General features: G+C 45.0%; 20 protein-coding genes. 17 read left to right on the top strand and 3 right to left on the bottom strand.

Going from position 1 to position 18223, the window contains the following annotated elements:
* Positions 1-88: 88 nt before the first annotated feature.
* From JOJ89_RS14850 to JOJ89_RS14815, 8 genes are read left to right on the top strand one after another with little or no spacing between them, the layout of a single operon-like run.
* Positions 89-604: a YqeG family HAD IIIA-type phosphatase gene (locus JOJ89_RS14850; protein ID WP_029279510.1), complete on the top strand. Its 516-nt coding sequence runs from the start codon at positions 89-91 to the stop codon at positions 602-604.
* A gap of 2 nt (positions 605-606) precedes the next feature.
* Positions 607-1713 (top strand): ribosome biogenesis GTPase YqeH, encoded by a 1107-nt coding sequence (yqeH, locus tag JOJ89_RS14845; RefSeq protein WP_029279512.1) that lies wholly within the window; start codon positions 607-609, stop codon positions 1711-1713.
* 15 nt (positions 1714-1728) lie between these two features.
* Positions 1729-2571, top strand: coding sequence for a shikimate dehydrogenase (gene aroE, locus JOJ89_RS14840; RefSeq protein ID WP_029279514.1), 843 nt, complete (start codon positions 1729-1731; stop codon positions 2569-2571).
* On the top strand, positions 2565-2858 hold the full coding sequence (yhbY, locus tag JOJ89_RS14835) for a ribosome assembly RNA-binding protein YhbY (protein WP_029279516.1): 294 nt from the start codon (positions 2565-2567) through the stop codon (positions 2856-2858). Before aroE ends, yhbY begins: the two co-directional genes overlap by 7 nt.
* A 15-nt stretch (positions 2859-2873) precedes the next feature.
* On the top strand, positions 2874-3443 hold the full coding sequence (locus JOJ89_RS14830; protein WP_029279518.1) for a nicotinate-nucleotide adenylyltransferase: 570 nt from the start codon (positions 2874-2876) through the stop codon (positions 3441-3443).
* A complete protein-coding gene (gene yqeK, locus JOJ89_RS14825) occupies positions 3433-4011 on the top strand; it encodes a bis(5'-nucleosyl)-tetraphosphatase (symmetrical) YqeK (protein ID WP_029279520.1) in 579 nt (192 codons plus the stop codon). Before JOJ89_RS14830 ends, yqeK begins: the two co-directional genes overlap by 11 nt.
* 23 nt (positions 4012-4034) lie before the next feature.
* On the top strand, positions 4035-4364 hold the full coding sequence (gene rsfS / locus JOJ89_RS14820; protein WP_029279522.1) for a ribosome silencing factor: 330 nt from the start codon (positions 4035-4037) through the stop codon (positions 4362-4364).
* Positions 4361-5116: a class I SAM-dependent DNA methyltransferase gene (locus tag JOJ89_RS14815; protein ID WP_029279524.1), complete on the top strand. Its 756-nt coding sequence runs from the start codon at positions 4361-4363 to the stop codon at positions 5114-5116. The genes rsfS and JOJ89_RS14815 overlap by 4 nt, the downstream gene beginning before the upstream one ends.
* Positions 5117-5199: 83 nt before the next feature.
* Here the strand turns inward: JOJ89_RS14815 and comER are convergent, their stop codons facing one another.
* A complete protein-coding gene (comER, locus tag JOJ89_RS14810) occupies positions 5200-6024 on the bottom strand; it encodes a late competence protein ComER (RefSeq protein ID WP_029279526.1) in 825 nt (274 codons plus the stop codon).
* An 85-nt stretch (positions 6025-6109) separates the two neighbouring features.
* On the opposite strand from comER, the gene JOJ89_RS14805 reads away from it, so the two are divergent.
* From JOJ89_RS14805 to JOJ89_RS14795, 3 genes are all read left to right on the top strand, one after another.
* On the top strand, positions 6110-6739 hold the full coding sequence (locus JOJ89_RS14805; RefSeq protein ID WP_203288149.1) for a helix-hairpin-helix domain-containing protein: 630 nt from the start codon (positions 6110-6112) through the stop codon (positions 6737-6739).
* 68 nt (positions 6740-6807) lie between these two features.
* Entirely contained in the window at positions 6808-7356 is a 549-nt protein-coding gene (locus tag JOJ89_RS14800; protein WP_029566739.1) for a ComE operon protein 2, read from the top strand.
* Between the two features lie 5 nt (positions 7357-7361).
* On the top strand, positions 7362-9710 hold the full coding sequence (locus tag JOJ89_RS14795; protein WP_203288147.1) for a DNA internalization-related competence protein ComEC/Rec2: 2349 nt from the start codon (positions 7362-7364) through the stop codon (positions 9708-9710).
* A gap of 36 nt (positions 9711-9746) precedes the next feature.
* Here JOJ89_RS14795 and JOJ89_RS14790 read toward each other — a convergent pair whose 3' ends face one another.
* Positions 9747-9881 (bottom strand): YqzM family protein, encoded by a 135-nt coding sequence (locus JOJ89_RS14790; protein ID WP_029279532.1) that lies wholly within the window; start codon positions 9879-9881, stop codon positions 9747-9749.
* Between the two features lie 294 nt (positions 9882-10175).
* On the opposite strand from JOJ89_RS14790, the gene holA reads away from it, so the two are divergent.
* Positions 10176-11204, top strand: a complete 1029-nt coding sequence (gene holA / locus JOJ89_RS14785; protein ID WP_203288146.1) for a DNA polymerase III subunit delta — start codon at positions 10176-10178, stop codon at positions 11202-11204.
* A gap of 37 nt (positions 11205-11241) precedes the next feature.
* Here holA and rpsT read toward each other — a convergent pair whose 3' ends face one another.
* On the bottom strand, positions 11242-11508 hold the full coding sequence (gene rpsT, locus JOJ89_RS14780; RefSeq protein ID WP_029279536.1) for a 30S ribosomal protein S20: 267 nt from the start codon (positions 11506-11508) through the stop codon (positions 11242-11244).
* A 204-nt stretch (positions 11509-11712) separates the two neighbouring features.
* Between rpsT and gpr the strand changes: the two genes are divergently transcribed.
* The 5 genes from gpr (at position 11713) to hemW (ending at position 18166) form a co-directional block, all read left to right on the top strand.
* Complete coding sequence (gene gpr, locus JOJ89_RS14775; protein ID WP_203288138.1) at positions 11713-12831, top strand: GPR endopeptidase; 1119 nt, start codon at positions 11713-11715, stop codon at positions 12829-12831.
* 68 nt (positions 12832-12899) lie between these two features.
* Positions 12900-14099 carry a stage II sporulation protein P gene (gene spoIIP / locus JOJ89_RS14770; RefSeq protein ID WP_203288136.1) on the top strand — a complete coding sequence of 400 codons (1200 nt, stop codon included), beginning with the start codon at positions 12900-12902 and terminating at the stop codon, positions 14097-14099.
* A gap of 24 nt (positions 14100-14123) precedes the next feature.
* Positions 14124-14465, top strand: a complete 342-nt coding sequence (locus tag JOJ89_RS14765) for a YqxA family protein (protein ID WP_029279542.1) — start codon at positions 14124-14126, stop codon at positions 14463-14465.
* A gap of 623 nt (positions 14466-15088) precedes the next feature.
* Complete coding sequence (gene lepA / locus JOJ89_RS14760) at positions 15089-16912, top strand: translation elongation factor 4 (protein WP_035207325.1); 1824 nt, start codon at positions 15089-15091, stop codon at positions 16910-16912.
* Positions 16913-17008: 96 nt separating this feature from the next.
* A complete protein-coding gene (hemW, locus tag JOJ89_RS14755; protein ID WP_203288134.1) occupies positions 17009-18166 on the top strand; it encodes a radical SAM family heme chaperone HemW in 1158 nt (385 codons plus the stop codon).
* Positions 18167-18223 lie beyond the last annotated feature (57 nt).

The following is an 18223-nucleotide window of genomic DNA, read 5'->3' as shown; positions in this document are numbered from 1 at the left end:
TGCAGAATGCCAAGTTTCTTTTGAAAGAAAGATTAAAATCAGATATGATGTAGTTTGGCTAAAAAATGTCCGATGAGGTGTTTATAGAATGTTGAAATTATTTCTGCCGGGAGAGTACGTGAAGAATATTTATGAAATCTCTCCACAGGCATTAAAAGACAGAGGAGTAAAAGGCATCATCACCGACCTTGACAACACCCTGGTAGAATGGGACCGTCCAAGTGCCACTCCGAAACTTATTGAATGGTTCAAAGATGTAAAAGAACATGGCATCAAGGTTACCATTGTTTCTAATAATGTAGAAAAACGGGTGCGCTCTTTCTCAGATCCCCTTCAAATTCCTTTCATCTATAAAGCAAGAAAACCGATGGGCAAAGCATTCCGCAGAGCTCTGAAAAACATGGAGCTTGATAAAAAGGATGTTGTTGTGATTGGCGATCAGCTGCTGACAGATGTCCTTGGCGGCAACCGCAACGGTTTTCATACGATTTTAGTCGTGCCTGTTGCATCTACTGACGGTTTTGTAACGAGACTTAACCGCAAAATTGAAAGAAGAATTCTTGCTGTTCTGAAAAGAAAAGGCTTGATTCAGTGGGAGGATTAAACGTGACAGAGGAACAATTTGTCTGCATCGGCTGCGGTGTGAAAATACAGACAGAACATCCGGACGAGCTTGGATATGCACCGGAGAGCGCTTTGCAAAAGGAACAGATCATTTGCCAAAGGTGCTTCCGCCTAAAAAACTATAATGAAATTCAGGATGTTTCACTGACAGATGATGACTTTCTGAAAATCCTTCACAGTATCGGCGACACGAACGCACTTGTGGTGAAAATCGTTGATATCTTCGACTTTAACGGCAGCTGGCTGAGCGGCCTTCAGCGTTTTGTCGGAGGCAACCCGATTCTGCTCGTCGGAAATAAAGCGGATATTCTTCCAAAGTCGGTCAAGAGACAAAAATTGACCAACTGGATGAAACGGGAAGCTAAGGAACTCGGCTTAAACGCTGTGGATGTATTTCTGATCAGCTCTGCAAGAGGCCAGGGCATTCCGGAAGTCACTGAAGCGATTGAAGAATACCGGAACGGACAGGATGTCTATGTCGTCGGTTGCACAAATGTCGGCAAGTCCACCTTCATCAACCGCATTATTAAAGAAGTGACGGGTGAAAAAGATGTGATTACCACATCGCATTTTCCTGGTACAACGCTCGATCTTATTGAAATTCCGCTTGATGACGGATCAGCTTTATATGATACTCCGGGTATTATTAACCACCATCAGATGGCCCATTTCGTCGATAAAAAAGACTTAAAACTGCTGTCTCCAAAAAAAGAGATCAAGCCAAAGGTTTTTCAGCTGAACGAGTCTCAGACTCTATTCTTTGGCGGTCTTGCCCGTCTTGACTACGTGAGCGGCGGAAGAACGTCTCTTACGTGCTATGTGCCTGCAGAAATTACGATTCACCGCACAAAGCTTGAAAATGCAGACGAGCTGTATGAACGCCATGCAGGAGACATGCTGACTCCGCCAAGAAAAGACCAGCTCGGAAGCTTCCCGGAACTGACAGCTCATGAATTTACAATTAAGGATGATAAGACTGACATTGTCTTTTCCGGACTTGGATGGGTAACTGTCAATGAAGGAAACAAAAAAGTAACGGCTTACGCGCCTAAAGGCGTAAATGTTACATTAAGATCATCCTTAATTTAACGGGGAGAGATTCTTTTGAACAAAGTATACGGTCTTATAGGATGTCCGGTCGGACACTCGATGTCGCCGCTTATTCACAATGATCAGCTTCAGCATAAGAAAATAAGTGCGGCCTATCATGCTTTTCATGTGGAAAAAGAACACCTCAAAGCTGCGGTTGAAGGTGCAAGAGCGCTTGGCATTGCCGGATTCAACGTGACCATTCCTCATAAAATTTCCATTATCCCTTTTTTGGATGAACTTGATCAAAGCGCAGAGCTGCTTGGCGCTGTTAATACCGTTTTGAATAAAGAGGGCAGATTGATCGGGTATAATACAGATGGACAGGGATATTTGGCATCACTGAAGCAGCTGATGGAAAAGCCACTGCATGAGCAGAGGTATTTGATTATCGGTGCTGGAGGGGCTGCCAGGGCCATTTTTTACACACTCGCATCAGAGGGCGCATCAGCCATTGATCTTGCCAACCGGACGCCTGAAAAAGCTCGCATGCTTATGGAGGAGTGTCCGCATAAGGTCGATGGAAACGTCTTTTCATTAAGCGAGGCGGAATCTCTTTTATCTGATTATGATGTCATCATCCAGACAACGGCCATCGGCATGCATCCAAATGAAACAGAAAAGCCCTTTGCGGCAAGCAATATCCGAAGAGGGACGATTGTAAGCGACATCGTGTACAATCCGGTAAAAACCGCTTTTCTGACAGAAGCGGAAAAAGCAGGTGCTAGAATCCTGAACGGGGTTGGCATGTTTGTTTATCAAGCGGCCCTTTCATTTGAAATATGGACCGGTGAAAAACCGGATACTGCAAGAATGAGTAAGCTCGTATTTGCACAATTAGGAGGAAATTCATGTTAACAGGAAAACAAAAACGCTTTTTGCGTTCAGAAGCTCACCATTTGAACCCGATTTTTCAAGTAGGAAAAGGCGGGGTCAATGACAATATGATTCAGCAAATCGCAGATGTGCTTGAAGCGAGAGAATTAATAAAAGTAAGTGTGCTGCAAAACTGCGAAGAAGACAGAGATACAGTTGCAGCAGCCCTTTCAAAAGGCGCAAGAGCTGAACTTGTGCAGGTAATCGGCAATACGATTGTTCTTTACAAAGAGTCCAGAGAGAACAAGCAGCTGAAGCTGCCCAGATAACAAGGAGGCTGAAGGATGAAGAAGATTGGGATATTTGGAGGGACATTCGATCCTCCTCATTTTGGACATTTAATTATGGCAAATGAAGTTCTAAGTGCTCTTCACCTTCACGAAATCTGGTTCATGCCGAACCAGAACCCTCCCCATAAAGACTCAGAAGAAATTTCAGACAGCCTTCACCGCATGCATATGCTCAGGCTGTGTACAGAAAAGAAGCCGGAATTTAAGGTTCAGAGTATTGAGTTTGAGCGGGTCGGGCCTTCTTATACGTATGACACGGTCGTTCTTTTGAAGGAACAATACCCTGACTGCTCGTTTTATTTTATCATTGGCGCGGATATGATCGAATATTTGCCGAAGTGGCATAATATAGACATGCTTACTGAACTTGTTCAATTTGTCGGGGTGAAACGGGAAGGTTATCAAACAGAGACAGACTATCCTGTCTGTGAAGTCACTGCTCCGATTATTGAGATTTCTTCCACAATGATCAGGGAACGGTTCAGGCAGCAGCAGTCAGCGGATTTTCTGCTGCCTCAAGAAGTGATAGGATATATAGAGGAGAATCATTTATATGAATCGTGATCAGGCACTTGCTATTGTAAAAGAACAATTGACAGAACACAGATACGTTCATACAATCGGCGTGATGGAAACGGCGATCGAGCTCGCTGACAGATACGGGGGAGACCTCAAAAAAGCAGAAACAGCTGCTATTTTTCACGATTATGCAAAGTTCCGCAGCAAGGAAGAAATGAAGCAGATCATCACGGAGCAGAAGATGGCCCCTGATCTGCTGATTCACAGTCCTGAGCTGTGGCATGCTCCTGTCGGGGCGTACCTTGTGAAAAAGGAAGCGGGGATAGAGGACGCAGAAATCCTTGATGCAATCCGTTACCATACCTCAGGCAGAGAAAACATGACCCTGCTTGATAAAATCATTTATGTGGCAGATTACATCGAGCCCGGAAGAATTTTTCCCGGTGCCGAGGAAGTGCGCAAAATCGCTGAAACCGATTTGAATCAGGCGCTGATGGCATCGATGAAAAATACGATCCTGTTTTTGCTGAAAAAAAATCAGCCCATTTATCCGCAGACTCTGCAATCATATAATTATTTGGTGTTTGAAGAAAAAGGAGGAACAAGCTATTGACTGGTAAAGAAACATTGGAAATCATGGCAAAAGCAGCAGATGACAAAAGAGGGGAAGATATTGTTGCCCTTAAAATGGAAGGAATCTCATTAATTGCGGATTACTTTCTGATTTGTCACGGGAATTCAGACAAACAGGTTCAGGCAATCGCAAGAGAGATGAAAGATCAGGCAGGCGAAAAAGGGATTAACGTGAAACGTCTGGAAGGCTTCGATGAAGCACGCTGGGTCCTGATTGATATGGGAGATGTTGTCGCTCATGTTTTCCATAAAGAAGAGCGGGGTTACTATAAGCTTGAAAAGCTATGGGGAGATGCTCCGCATGAGAATCTGGAGAATGTTCTCACTCCATGATTTATAAAGGGTTCGCAGAAATTTACGATGAGCTGATGAAAGACGTCCCGTATGGACAGTGGACGGATTTTCTTCATGAAAGAATGAAGAGATTTGGAAACGGAGGCAGCCGCATCCTTGATTTAGGCTGCGGTACAGGGGAAATATCCATCAGGCTGAAGCAAAAGGGATACGCTGTTACCGGCATGGACATCAGTGAAGAAATGCTTTCAGTCGCTTATCAGAAGACAGCCGAACTTGGTCTCAGCATCCAGTATCTTCAGCATGATATGCGGGAAAAAAGCGATCTTAATCAATCATTTGACGGTGTTTTTATTTGCTGTGATTCCCTGAATTATCTGCAGTCAAAAGAAGATGTCCAAAGTACCTTCAAAGCATCCTTTGACCAGCTGGCTGAAGGCGGTCTGCTTATTTTTGATGTGCACTCATTATATAAAATTCATGAAATCTTTAATGGCGCAACTTTTGCAGGAAATGATGAGGACGTAAGCTTTATTTGGAACAGCTTCCTGGGCGATGAGCCCGGCAGCATCGAGCACGATTTATCCTTTTTTGTGAAGCGTGATTCTTTTTATGAGCGTTTCGATGAATTCCATATGCAAAGAACCTACTCCATTGACTGCTATAAAGATATGATTGCGGCTGCAGGGCTGGAACTGCTTGAGATAAGTGCGGATTTTTCGGAGGATCAGCCTGACGAAGAATCCGAGAGAATCTTTTTTACAGCACGAAAGAACGGATTACTGGGTTAACACTAAAAAACCATCATTTTTTTTGATGGTTTTTTTTCGTATGGAGAAGGAATAGAAGGCTGCTTGAAGAATGATTAGTATAGTCACTCATATCTCCCGAACTGTTCTCCCACTTCTCTCAGATCCTGATCAAATTTTTTATGGGTCCTCTGAAACAGGTGTTCAAAGACATCGCCCAGTTCAGATTCCATCACACTGATTCCCTCTCCCGTAACACCGCCTTTTACACACACCTTCTCCTGAAGGGTTGGCAGTGTATACCTCTCGCTTTCAAGCAACTTCCCGAGACCGACGACCATTTCACTGGTAAGCTGGACCGCCTGATTTTTTGTGATGTCTGTTTCCCTGACAGCTGCATCAATGAACCTCTGAAGCAGATAACTGAAGAATGCCGGCCCGCAGCTTACAATATCCGAGGAGACACGTGTAATTTGATCTTCAATTGTAAAGGGGTGAGAGATGGTCTGGAAGAGCTCTTCAATTTTCTTTCGCATATCCCCGCTGCATCTTCCGAATGTCAGCAGTGAAACGCCTGACAATGCCCGGTTTGTAATACTCGGTATCACACGGGCAACCTGACAGCTGACAACCGACTGCAGCTGCTCGACACTGATTGGGCTAGTAATGGAAATAATGCATTGATCATGCCGGAGATAGGGTGACAATTTCAGCAGCAGGGGGTGAATATCAAGCGGCTTGACGCATATAAAAATAAGCTCAGCTTGCCGAGCAATTTCTTCGGGCGTTAAATACAGGTTCAGTTTAGGATGCTCTTTTCTCAGGTTTGCCGCTTTTTCAAAGGTCCGGTTTGTAATATGAATGTCTGAGGGCTTAAGTGCATGAGATTCAATAAACGCTTCAATCAGAATCTTCCCCATATTGCCTGTTCCAATAAAACCTGCGTTCAATGTGTCATCCCCTCCTTTTATCATACTTACTCCTACACTTTATGAAATCTGTTTCCCATTTATGAATACAACTAAGGAGCTGAAAATGAAATTACTTAAAAAATATAAAATCGCTGTTCTGATTGCCGCTGCAGCTGCTTTTCTGCTTATTTATCAATCTCAGGAGCAAGATTCAGGGGGCGGGAAGGCAGATTTGCTTGATGAAGAGGCTGTATTAATGGAATCCGAGCCTGCAGAAACCACGACCGATCAAAGTGCGGAAAGTCAGCCGGAGGAGCTCATTGTGGACGTGAAGGGTGAAGTGAAAGCGCCCGGCGTTTATGAGATGAAGCCTGGAGAAAGATACCATCATGTCATTGATGCTGCCGGGGGACTTACTGAACACGCGGATGCTGCACAGATTAACCTTGCAGCACTGCTTGAAGACGGTATGGTGGTCCAGGTTCCGAAGATTGGAGAAGTCCCGAATGAACTCACTCAGCAGCCTGCAGGGGCACATGCTTCTGGCGCGGGAGGAGATAAAGTGGTAAACCTGAATAAGGCGTCATCTGAGGAACTGCAGACCCTTACAGGGATAGGCCCGGCAAAAGCAGAGGCCATTATTGCCTACAGGGAGGAAGCAGGCGGTTTTAAAGCCGTTGAAGATCTTATGAATGTTTCAGGGATCGGAGAAAAGTCGTTTGAAAAAGTGAAAGACAGTATTTCAGTAAAATGAATTGACTGCGTTTTAGAACTATCAGTACACTAGAAGAAGATCATGCACTTTTACAAATGGGGGATAATATGAACAGAATTTCCTGGAATCAGTATTTTATGGCCCAGAGCCACTTGCTCGCATTAAGAAGCACGTGCACGCGGCTTGCAGTAGGAGCGACCATTGTAAGAGACAAGAGGATTATAGCAGGCGGCTACAACGGCTCCATTGCCGGAGGGGTGCACTGCATAGATGAAGGCTGCTACGTCATCGACAACCATTGTGTAAGAACTATCCACGCTGAAATGAATGCGCTGCTTCAATGTGCAAAATTCGGCGTTCCGGCGGCGGGAGCGGAAATATACGTGACCCACTTTCCCTGCCTGCAGTGCTGCAAAGCTCTCATTCAAAGCGGCATAAAGAAAGTCTATTATGCAAAAAGCTATAGGAATCATCCTTATGCGATCGAATTATTTGAACAGGCGGGAGTTGCAGTAGAGCAGGTGGAAGGCGAGACGGATTCACTTGAAGCGGAGCAAAGAGAGTTCGTAGAAGAACTTCTCAGGCATGTAAGTGCGGAAGATTCGGATGCGCGCGACATGCTCATAAAAAAAGCAGACAAGCTTTTTAAAAGGTGAATATCTTGCAGATTTCTAAAATAAGCTATCAGGGAAGGCTTATCTATTTTGCGGCAGCATCCGGTTTAGGTGTTGCTGCTGCAAAATCTCCTGATCATCCCCAAATGCTCATATTGGTGTTTTTCTTCTTTTCCTGCCTACTCTTTCGTAAAAAAAAGACCCTCTTCGTTCTTACACTTCTCACGTTTATCTTCTTTACCATTCATTTCACCCAAACCGACAATCGAAATGTTTCACAATTCACAGAAGGCAGAACAGTTCTCCGCGCATCCTTTTCAGAGCCGCCTGAGTTTGACGGAAATCAGATGAAAGGCGTAATTCATGCCCATGGGGAAAAGCTGTCTGCCGTTTATTTCGTTCAGTCTGAAGGGGAACTTATGAACCTGTCCAAACAGATTGAAGCAGGCACCTCCTGCACATTTAACGGCCATCTGACGCATCCATTAAAAGCGACTGTCCCTAATGCGTTTGACTATCATGATTACTTGAAAAACAGCAGAATCCATTGGGTTATGACCCCTGATTCGATCAAAGACTGCAGCGGCGGGGCTTCCTCTTTTTTCGAAAAGCTGGCTGAGTACAGAGCAAAGGGAATTCAGTTTGCTGCCGAGGAATTTTCTCCCCAGTCAAGAGGCATTGCTGCGGCTCTGCTTTTTGGATACAGGGAGTATATTCCAGATGAGATCAACAAAGCATACCGCGATTTGGGCATCATCCATTTGCTGGCGATTTCAGGACTGCATGTCAGCATTCTTGTTTCCTGCATTTACTTCATTCTCATACGCTCAGGTGTGACCCATGAATGGGCTGCCCGTATTCTTCTTTTGCTGCTTCCCGTATACAGCCTGCTTGCAGGCGGGGCTCCGTCTGTCCTGAGAGCTGCCGGCATGAGCATGATCTATCTCGCCGTTAAACAGCTGAGAATAAAGCTCACAGCTGCAGATGCGATTTCCATTACATGTATTGTGATGCTTGCCGCAGATCCCTATTATTTATTTAACATCGGTTTTCAGCTGTCCTTCGCAGTCAGTCTTGCCCTTCTTTTATCCGTTAAAATCATTTCCTCATTTTCAAGCCGTCTGCATCAGCTCACAGCTGTATCAGTGATTGCGCAGGCTTCCTCACTTCCAATCATCCTGCAAAGCTTTTATCAGGTGTCAGCAGTAAGTGTGCTTGTGAATCTGCTGTTTGTGCCATTTTATTCAGCGGTCGTTCTTCCTCTTTGCCTGGGCTCTTTTCTTTTAAAGGCAGCTGTTCCTTCTGCAGGAACCGTGCTGATTGGAGTGACTGATGCCGTCATTGCCATCAGCAATGATGCTGCGCTGCTTGCAGGCAGCAGATATTCTTTTATGCTTGTATTCGGGAAGCCATCATGGCTGGTGCTTTCTCTTTACACGGTCCTGTTTTGCTTTGCAGCTGTGGCATTTGAAAAGCACTTCCTTTTCAGCAGGCTGAAAGGGGCGGCGGCAGCCGTTTTTCTGCTTCTCTTCCTTCAGCATCAATCTGCACACTTCCAGGCAGAAGGAGAGGTTGTCATTCTGGATGTCGGTCAGGGTGATTCCATATACGTGTCTGCGCCTTATAATCAGGGAACCTATCTGATTGATACCGGAGGCATTCTCTCGTTCAGCAGGGAAGCCTGGCAGGAAAAACGGTCGTCCTACTCCATAGCCGAGGATACGCTGGTGCCGTTTTTAAAATCTAAAGGTAAAAAGACGCTTGATAAGCTGATTTTGACTCATGGGGATGCGGACCATGCAGGGGAAGCGCTGAAACTGCTGCGGGAAGTAGAGGTAAAGGAAATCGTCGTTCCAAAAGGATTTATAAGAGGGGACTTTGAAAAAGAAATTGTGGAGGAAGCTTTGGCAAAAGGCATAAAAATAACCGCTCTTGGAAGCGGAGATGTTATGGATGACAAATACTTCAAGTGGAAAGTATTATCACCTGCAGAGATTACAGACAGTGAAAACGATGATTCGCTTGTTCTGTACGCGGAAATAGGTGGTCTGAAGTGGATTTTTACCGGTGATCTTGAACATGACGGGGAGAAGCGGATCCTTGAAGCCTACAGGGGATTACGGGCGGATGTGCTGAAAATTGGCCATCACGGAAGTAAAGGCTCCACTTCTGTTCCTTTTCTTCAGCAGCTGCAGCCCAAGATCGCCCTGATTTCGGCCGGAAGGAAGAACAGATACAATCATCCCCATCCGGATGTGCTGAAACTCCTTGAGCAAAATGGGACCAAAACATACCGCACGGACCGGGATGGGTCAATTGCTTATAAATTTAAGGGGGACAATGGAACATTTTCTATCCACCCTCCATACGATAGCGTATCAGGAAAGGAAAAATGAAAAAGAGACTGCCCGGCAGCCTCTATGTAAGGGTTGTCATGAACCGATTAACTTAATAACAGTTGCCATGATGAAGATCGTGGCGAAAAAACCAAATGATACAACAAATCCCACTCCAGAGTCTACAGCGTCGTTGCGTTTACTTTGAACATTCTTTTCAAATTCATTCACAATTTACCCCTCCTATTATGCCTTATAGTATAAGTCAAATCCGCCAAAAAATCTATCATTTTCCAATCGGCCATTTGTCAACACTTTACACCTATAGAAAGATGGGGGCAAGAGGACACTATAAGAAATCAGATCGATCGCCAGCCAGTATGTGGAACCCGGGTCATATGCGGCGGCGTTTATATAAATCAGGGGACTTGTCATCAGGTTCCCTGTTCCATTTGGCTTTTCCTCTTGAAAAAAAAGCAAAGGACCTATACGATGAGAGAAGCATGATGGAAACTGGGTGATTACATGGTAGTAAATGTCTGGAAAGACCTGAAAAATAAAAAGCTTAAGCCTGTATATCTTCTGCTGGGCAAGGAATCCTATCTCCTTCAGGAAACCCTTCAGCTGATCATAGATGCTGCACTGGAACCGTCCGAAATGGATTTTAATCTTGCGCAGTACGATTTGTCGGAAACGCTGCTTGAAGCTGCAATAGAAGATGCTGAAACGCTTCCGTTTCTCGGTGAGCGGAGAGTGGTTATTTTAAAAAACCCGGCGTTTTTAACTAGTGAGAAAAAGAAGGAAAAGCTTGAGCACCGCATTGAAAAACTTGAGGAGTACGTAAACTCCCCTGCCCCTTATACCATTCTTGTGATTGCAGCTCCGTATGAAAAGCTTGATGAACGGAAAAAAATCACAAAATCCCTGAAAAAAACTGCTGAAACGGTGGAAATGAACGGATTTTCAGAAGGCGATACGAAAAAATGGATGAATGAACTGGCGGAAACGCATGGCATCACTCTGCAAAACGAGGCCCGGGACATGCTCTATATGCTGACTGCCGGAAATCTTATGGCCATCTCGCAGGAGCTTTCAAAACTGAGTACATATACAGGTGAAGGCGGAACCATTACAGCGGACACGGTATCGTCTTTAGTGGCAAGAACACTTGAGCAGAATATTTTTGAACTTATTGAAAAGGTCGTCCGCAAAGACCGGGCAAAAGCGATGCAGATCTTTTATGACCTGCTGAAAGCAAACGAAGAACCGATCAAAATTCTGTCCCTTCTAATCAATCAGTTCAGGCTCCTCCTGCAGGCGAAAGAGCTTGCTGCACTCGGGTACGGACAGCAGCAGATAGCAGGAAACCTCAAAGTGCATCCTTTCAGAGTCAAGCTTGCTCTGGGGCAGGCACAGCTGTTTCAAAGCAGCGAGCTTACAGCCATCATGAATGAGCTGGCAGAAGCTGATTATGTCATGAAAACGGGAAAGATGGATAAGAAACTGACCATTGAACTGTTTCTTCTGAAGCTATTTAACAGGAAAAATGCATAAAAAAAATCCTCTTCCCGTGAAGAGGATTTTTTTTGCATTATGCTGAAAGACCGTTTACAGATTTCGTTAAACGAGATTTGTAACGAGCAGCAGCGTTTTTGTGGATAAGTCCACTTTGAGCAGCTTTGTCAATTCTTTTAGCAGCTACAGATAGTGCAGCTTTAGCATTGTCAGCATCGTTGTTAACAATAAGAGCTTCTACTCTTTTGATAGCAGTACGCATAGCAGATTTGATTGTAGCGTTGTGTGCATTGCGCTCAGCGTTCGTTTTTGTGCGTTTGATCGCAGATTTGATGTTTGGCATTCGTTTCACCTCCTAAAAAGCATTCGAGATCTATTATACTCGATATTTTCATCAACAATAAGAACAAGTGATATTTTATCAAACGGGCATATAGAATGCAATATAATTGTAAAGGAAAATCTCGCAGCTGTTTTCCGCCTGGAATGAAACGGTCCAAAACCGGTAAAAATAAGGAATAAATCTAATTTGCCAGGAGGAAAACACGTGAAAGAATCATTGGATCTAAGCAAGTATTCAGTCCGGACAGATTTAGCCATTGAAGCGAAGGGGATGGCAGATGAGTCCAGAACTCCCGAACAGAAGGCGAAATCTCCCGAAATAGAAGGTGTCATAGTTAAAGAGAGGGATGAGAACGGCATCAAAATCACATCTCTTCAAATAACAGAACAGGGAGCAGAGCTGACCGGCAAAAAACCAGGCAATTATCTGACGCTTGAAGTTCAGGGCATACGCCAGAAAGACACAGCCCTCCAGGATCAGGTTGTTGATGTCTTTGCAAAAGAGTTCAGCCAGTTTATGGAGGGGCTGAACATATCCAAAGACGCAAGCTGTCTTGTTGTCGGGCTTGGAAACTGGAATGTGACGCCTGATTCGCTTGGACCGCAGGTTGTGGAAAATCTCCTGGTGACCCGGCATCTGTTTAAACTGCAGCCTGAAAATGTTCAGGAAGGGTTCAGGCCGGTCAGCGCCATATCCCCCGGAGTTATGGGGATTACAGGCATTGAAACTAGTGACATCATTACAGGCATCATTGATAAAAGCAAGCCTGATTTTGTCATTGCCATCGATGCTCTTGCGGCGCGCTCGATTGAACGTGTGAACACGACCATACAAATATCAGACACGGGCATCCATCCGGGTTCCGGTGTAGGAAACAAACGCAAGGAACTCAGCATGGATACTCTTGGCATACCGGTCATTGCCCTCGGCATTCCAACGGTCGTAGATGCCGTATCCATTACAAGCGATACCATCGATTTTATTTTAAAGCATTTCGGCAGAGAAATGAGAGAAGGGGACAAACCTTCAAAAGCATTGACACCTGCAGGAATGACGTTCGGCAAAAAGAAAGTTCTTACAGATGAAGATTTGCCGTCGGATGAACACAGACAGCAGTTTCTCGGAGTGATCGGCACGCTTGAAGATGAAGAGAAAAGAAGGCTTATCCATGAGGTGCTCTCTCCGCTCGGGCATAATCTGATGGTAACACCGAAAGAAGTTGATACCTTTATTGAAGACATGGCGACCGTCGTTGCCAACGGCTTGAACGAAGCACTTCACCAGCAAGTGGACAAAGGAAACGCAAGATCATATACCCATTGAAAAACAGTCTATTTTCTCCTTCTGCTGCATATAGTTTAGCAGGCAGGCTTTAAGGAGGAAAAAGAAAGATGAAGCACTTTCGTCAAACTCGCGGTATTGTCGTCACTCTAAACGGGACAAGCTTGAAAAAAGGATTCGCACTAGGCTTTACTTTGTTTATGCTCGTGTTTTTGCTCTCAGGCGCACTGACCTCGCTCAAGCCTGAATACAGGATTACTTCAAAATCAATTAACGAACTGACAAGCAATATTAACGGACAGGCATTCATTCACCTGCTTGGTTTTGAAAACCGTTATTTCATAAAGGATCTTCCTAAAGAAACGAAGCTTCCAAGCGTGTCCTCCCTGTTTTTTAAAGCAGCAACAAGCATCAATCCGGATGACCCCCGGAGTCTTCTCGGAAGAGAGCTGCCCGGTTTCACTCTTTTTGACAGTGAAATTTTAGTAGCCGGTGAAGGAACCGACTATACAACCATGCCGATTGAATCTCCTCCTCCAACAGAAGTGCTGCTTGAAGAGAGGGAGGCTTCAATAGCTGACTTGGAAGGAGCAGGTGAAGAACCTGACCAGGCAAAAACCCCTCCAGTCGAAACGACAGGTGACCGGAAAGTTGTCTATATTTATCACACCCATACAACAGAATCCTATCTGCCTATGCTGAAAAATGTGAAGGCGCCTAGCAGCGCCTATCATTCAGAAGCTAACGTAACCCTTGTAGGAGAACGGCTTGGAAAAGCACTTCAGAACAATGGAATCGGCACGAATGTTGATAAAACCAATTTTATGAAAAAGCTGAATGAAAAAGGATGGTCCTTCGGAAAAGCCTATACGATGTCCAGGCCGACGGTCGAAACCGCGATGGCTTCAAACAAGGAGATTCAATATGTCATTGATATTCACAGGGATTCAATGCGATATGATTTAACAACTACCACTATCGGAGGCAAAAAATATGCAAGAGTGGCCTTCATTATTGGGGGGAAAAATCCACTTTATGATAAAAATGCAAAGCTTGCAACAGACCTGCACAAGCTGATTGAAAGCAAGTATCCGGGACTCAGTCGCGGTGTACTTGTAAAAAAATCTCAGGGGTCAAACAGTCTCTATAATCAGGATCTTTCACAAAACGCCATGCTCATCGAATTTGGCGGAATCGATAATAACCTTGAAGAACTGAACAGAACAGCGGATGCGGTGGCAGACATTTTTGCAGATTATTACTGGCAGGCTGAAAAAGTAAATGCAGCGCCTGCCGCTGAGAAAAAATAAGCAAACAGATTAGAGGGACGTACGATGATAAAATTCATGCTGAAGTGCTTTGTCCTATGCTCGGTTCTTCTTTTTGGGGTCCTGTTCGGCATGCAGCAGGCAAACCACGGCCTCGTCAAAATGAAAGGCTATGAAGACCCGAAGTTAAGCAGCGCTTTTGAGGTGAAAAATGATGCATCAGGCGAACTCGAAGCTTCTGTCCTCGGAAACACACACAACCTTGAAGAAAAGCAGCAAAAGCTCGAAGACATGGAAGCATTCAACTTCTTTTCCCAGCTGGGAAAGACATTTGCCTCGTTTGCGAGTGCTGTCATTACAGGCCTGATCAGCTTTTTGGCAGGCATGGTTGAAAGCCTGTTTCAATAAGGGGGATACTGCATAAGATGGAGGGAAGCGGGCAGCTGCTTTCCTTTTTTTGTTTGGGGATTATGAAGGGCAGAAGTGAAAAGTGTATTGAGCCCTTAAGATGCTTGATGATCGCTGAAGGGCGAAAACCGGGGACGAATGTGCCCTTCAGGGAAAAGGAAGTAAGCTGAAGGTCGAAAACCAGGCAGGAATGTGCCCTTCAGGGAAAAGGAAGTAAGCTGAAGGTCGAAAACCAGGCAGGAATGTGCCCTTCAGAGAAGAGGAAGTAAGCTGAAGGTCGAAAACCAGGCAGGAATGTGCCCTTCAGAGAAGAGGAAGTGAACTGAAGGGAGAAGACAAGGCAAGAATGTGCCCTTCAGAGAAGAAGAAGTAAGTTGTAGGGCATAATCCAGATACAAATTGTTGCGATTCCGCTTTTCGGTGATGTCCAGCTCCGGTGCCCAGACCTTCTGTCAGAACAAAATCCCCGAAAAAGGCAAACCCGGCCTTTTCCGGTGATTTCTTATCTGCCTGCCAGGTCTAAACGGGCCCCTCCGCTTTTCGGTGTTGAATGTTCCCCCCCCTATTGTTATAATCAAAGTTAGTGCATTGGCCAGTTTAGTAGGAGTGATAGAACGATTATGATGAATAAAGACGATAAATTAAAGAGGCAGTCCAAGATCCGCAACTTCTCAATCATTGCTCATATTGACCATGGGAAGTCAACGCTAGCCGACCGGATTCTTGAGAAGACGTCTGCTTTGACTCAGAGAGAAATGAAAAATCAGCTTCTTGACTCAATGGACCTTGAGCGGGAACGCGGCATTACGATCAAACTTAATGCTGTTCAGCTGCGATATAAAGCAAAAGACGGGGAAGAGTACATCTTCCATTTGATCGATACCCCGGGACATGTTGACTTTACATACGAGGTATCCCGAAGCCTTGCTGCGTGCGAAGGTGCGGTTCTTGTTGTAGATGCAGCCCAGGGTATTGAAGCTCAGACGCTGGCAAACGTTTATTTGGCGCTTGACAATGATCTTGAGATTTTGCCGATTATCAATAAGATTGATCTGCCGAGCGCAGACCCTGAGCGTGTGCGTCAGGAGATTGAAGATGTGATTGGACTTGACGCCTCAGAGGCTGTTCTTGCTTCAGCTAAAGCTGGCATCGGTATTGAAGAAATTCTGGAGCAGGTTGTGGAGAAGGTTCCGGCACCAACAGGGGATCCTGAAGCTCCTCTTAAAGCGCTGATCTTTGACTCGCTTTATGATGCATACCGCGGAGTTGTAGCCTATATCCGTGTCGTTGAGGGAACCGTTAAAGTCGGCCAGAAGATTAAAATGATGGCAACAGGCAAAGAGTTTGAAGTGACGGAAGTTGGTGTGTTTACGCCAAAACCTGTACTCATGGATGAGCTTAATGTCGGAGACGTAGGGTTTTTAACTGCTGCGATTAAAAACGTGGGAGACACACGTGTCGGTGATACCATTACGGATGCAAAAAACAGTGCCACTGAGGCGCTTCCGGGCTACCGTAAGTTGAACCCGATGGTATACTGCGGACTTTACCCGATTGATACAGCAAAATACAATGACCTTCGCGAAGCACTTGAAAAGCTTGAGCTGAACGATTCTGCTCTGCAATTTGAGCCGGAAACGTCACAGGCACTTGGTTTCGGCTTCCGCTGTGGATTCCTTGGCCTTCTTCATATGGAGATTATCCAGGAGCGAATCGAACGCGAATTTAAAATTGACCTGATCACAACTGCACCGAGTGTTATTTATAATGTTTTTCTGACAGACGGATCTGATGTCCGTGTTGACAATCCGTCAAACCTGCCAGATCCGCAGAAGATTGACCGGATCGAGGAACCGTATGTAAAAGCAACCGTTATGGTGCCGAACGATTACGTTGGAGCGGTTATGGAGCTTTGCCAGATTAAGCGCGGCAATTTCATTGACATGCAGTATCTTGATGAGAACCGTGTCAGCATTATTTATGAGCTGCCGCTTTCAGAGATTGTCTATGACTTCTTTGACCAGCTTAAATCCAATACAAAAGGATATGCCTCTTTCGATTACGAGCTGATTGGATACAAAGCATCCAAACTTGTGAAAATGGATATTCTGCTGAATAACGAAAAAATTGATGCCCTGTCTTTCATTGTGCATAATGATTCGGCCTATGACCGCGGGAAGATCATTGTTGAAAAACTGAAAGAACTGATCCCCCGCCAGCAGTTTGAAGTTCCGATTCAGGCGGCAATTGGACAGAAGGTTGTGGCGCGCTCGACGATTAAAGCGATGCGTAAAAACGTTCTTGCCAAGTGCTACGGAGGGGATATCTCACGTAAGCGCAAGCTTCTTGAGAAGCAAAAAGAAGGTAAAAAGCGGATGAAAACGGTTGGTTCTGTTGAAGTTCCGCAGGAAGCCTTCATGGCGGTCCTCAAAATGGATGACAACTAATCAAATGATTTTGAGTCCCCGGAAATCTGTGATATTGTAAGAAAAAACTACTGCCGCAGTCGTGTACTGCGGCTTCTTTATTAGAAGGTGAGAAATATGGTTCAGGCAGCATATTTTCATATTCCATTCTGCGAACAAATCTGTCACTACTGCGATTTTAATAAAGTCTTTTTAAAAAATCAGCCTGTAGACGAGTATTTGGACAGCATGCACAAGGAAATGAAAAACACAGTAAAAAAAACACCGGCAGACCGACTTAAAACCATCTTTATAGGCGGCGGCACACCGACAGCCCTGAATGAGTTTCAGATGGAGAAGCTGCTTACGTCCATTGCTGAAGAATTTCCGGTTGGAGGTCTTCATGAATATGCTGCAGAAGCAAATCCCGGTGAAGTCTCCTTGGAAAAACTGAAAATCATGAAAGAACTTGGAGTAAACAGACTGAGCTTTGGCGTGCAGACGTTTAATGACAGGCTGCTTGAAAAAATAGGCCGCAGCCACAGGTCTGAAGATGTGATGAAAACAATTGGCCTTGCAGAAAAAGTGGGCTTTGACAATATCAGCATTGACTTAATGTATGGATTGCCCGGGCAGACGATGGATGATTTTAAAGAAACCCTTCACACGGCGTTCAGTCTTGATGTTCAGCACTATTCGTCCTATTCGCTGATCGTGGAGCCTAAAACCGTTTTCTATAATTTAATGTCCAAAGGAAAACTTCACCTTCCTCCTCAGGAAGAAGAGGCAGCCATGTATGAGTTGCTAATGGAAGAGATGGAAAAGCACGGTTTCACACAATATGAAATCAGCAATTTTGCAAAACCCGGTTATGAAAGCATGCATAATCTGACGTACTGGAACAATGAAGAGTATTTCGGAATCGGCGCAGGCGCCCATAGCTATGGAGGCGGAGTGCGCCGTGCCAATGCCGGCCCGCTGAAAAAATACATGACTTTAGTTGAAGACGAAGGACTTCCATATACGAGTGAGCACATCGTGTCTAAAGCGGAAGCAATGGAAGAAGAAATGTTTCTTGGGCTGAGAAAATCCGCTGGAGTGAGCCGTGCCAGGTTTTATGAAAAATTCGGCATGCGCATGGAGCAGGTTTTTGGACAGCAGGTAAAGGAACAGATGGCCAATGGGCTGATTGAAGAAAAGGGAGACTTCCTCTCGCTCACACACAAGGGCAAGCTTCTTGGAAACGAAGTATTCCAGGCGTTTTTAGGGGTTATTCCTGAAAAGGACGGACAGTAATCAGTCCTTTTCTTCCTCTTTGTATTTTTGCCTGATCTGGCATGAGAATTTCGTCTA

This window comes from Metabacillus sp. cB07, assembly GCF_016839225.1.
In the GTDB taxonomy this organism is placed as follows: Bacteria; Bacillota; Bacilli; order Bacillales; family Bacillaceae; genus Bacillus_P; species Bacillus_P indicus.
The sequence above is the reverse complement of the archived record's forward strand: the minus strand, read 5'-3'. Positions and strand labels throughout refer to the sequence as shown.